This window comes from Patulibacter americanus DSM 16676, from assembly GCF_000420025.1.
GTDB lineage: Bacteria > Actinomycetota > Thermoleophilia > Solirubrobacterales > Solirubrobacteraceae > Patulibacter > Patulibacter americanus.
Genome location: NZ_ATUD01000031.1, coordinates 1 through 1,283 on the forward strand (window position 1 = coordinate 1; position 1,283 = coordinate 1,283).

Here is a 1,283-nt window from a genome sequence, read left to right on the forward strand (position 1 = left end):
CCGTACGAGGAGCCGCTCAAGTCCTGCGCGCTCCCGCCGATCACCCGTGCGCAGGGGCGACACGGACGTCGCTCCAGGAACAGCACACACCAAAGCCGATCAAGGAGATCGACGCATGTCCCTTCGCATCAACACCAACGTCGAGGCGTTCAACGCGCATCGCAACCTCAACGGCACCAGCGACAAGATCGCCAAGTCCATGGAGCGCCTGTCCTCGGGCCTGCGCATCAACCGCGCCAGCGATGACGCGGCGGGCCTGGCGATCTCCGAGAAGATGCGCGGTCAGATCGGTGGTCTCGATCAGGCCAAGCGCAACGCCCAGGACGGCATCTCGCTCGTCCAGACGGCGGAAGGTGCGCTGACGGAGGTCCACTCCATCCTGCAGCGCGTCCGTACGCTCGCGGTCCAGTACCAGAACGGCACCGTCGGTGCCGACGACAAGGCGGCCATCGACGCCGAGGTCAGCCAGCTGACCACGGAGCTCGGCGCGATCGGCGACCGTGCCGACTTCAACGGCACGAAGCTGTTCAACGGTTCGACCGCCACGGTCACGTTCCAGGTTGGCGCGAACGACGACGAGACGACCACGGTCAGCCTCGCCACGCTCGCCGACAAGCTGGGTTCGGTCTCGGGCGCGACGACCCTCTCGGGCATCACGCTCTCGTCCATCGATGCGGCCATCAAGGACGTGTCCCAGGTTCGTGCCGACTTCGGTGCTGTGCAGAACCGCCTGGAGCACACCCTGAACAGCCTCTCGGTGACGCAGGAGAACCTGACGGCGTCCGAGTCGCGTATCCGCGACGTGGACATGGCGTCGGAGATGGTGTCGCTGACCAAGAACCAGATCCTGTCGCAGGCCGGTACGGCGATCCTTTCGCAGGCCAACCAGGCCTCGCAGGGCGTGCTGTCCCTCCTGCGCTAGATCTAGCCGGTAGCACCGCAGGACCCATAGCACCGCAGAACCCGCAGCACCGCAGGACCCGCAGTACCGCAGGACCCAGCAGCATCGCGACGCCCCCGGAGCCTCGGCCCCGGGGGCGTCGCGTCGTTCCGGGCCCCGCGTCCGTCCGGGCCCGGGCCGCGGGACGACGACCCGCCGCCCACCTGACCGCCGCCGCGTCTGCGGCGGCCGCAGAGGCGACCGCCGAGCGGGCTCAAGTTCCGCAGGCTCGCGCCGATCACTCGTGCGCAAGGGGCGACACGGATGTCGCCTCGGGAACAGCACAAACCCAGCCGATCAAGGAGATCAGCGCATGTCCCTTCGCATCAACACCAACGTCGAG

The 1,283-nt window shown here is 67.8% G+C and carries 1 protein-coding gene; it reads left to right on the forward strand.

Annotation, left to right across the window (positions count from 1 at the left end):
* Positions 1-115 precede the first annotated feature (115 nt).
* Complete coding sequence (locus F593_RS0121110) at positions 116-922, forward strand: flagellin N-terminal helical domain-containing protein (protein ID WP_022930731.1); 807 nt, start codon at positions 116-118, stop codon at positions 920-922.
* Positions 923-1,283 lie beyond the last annotated feature (361 nt).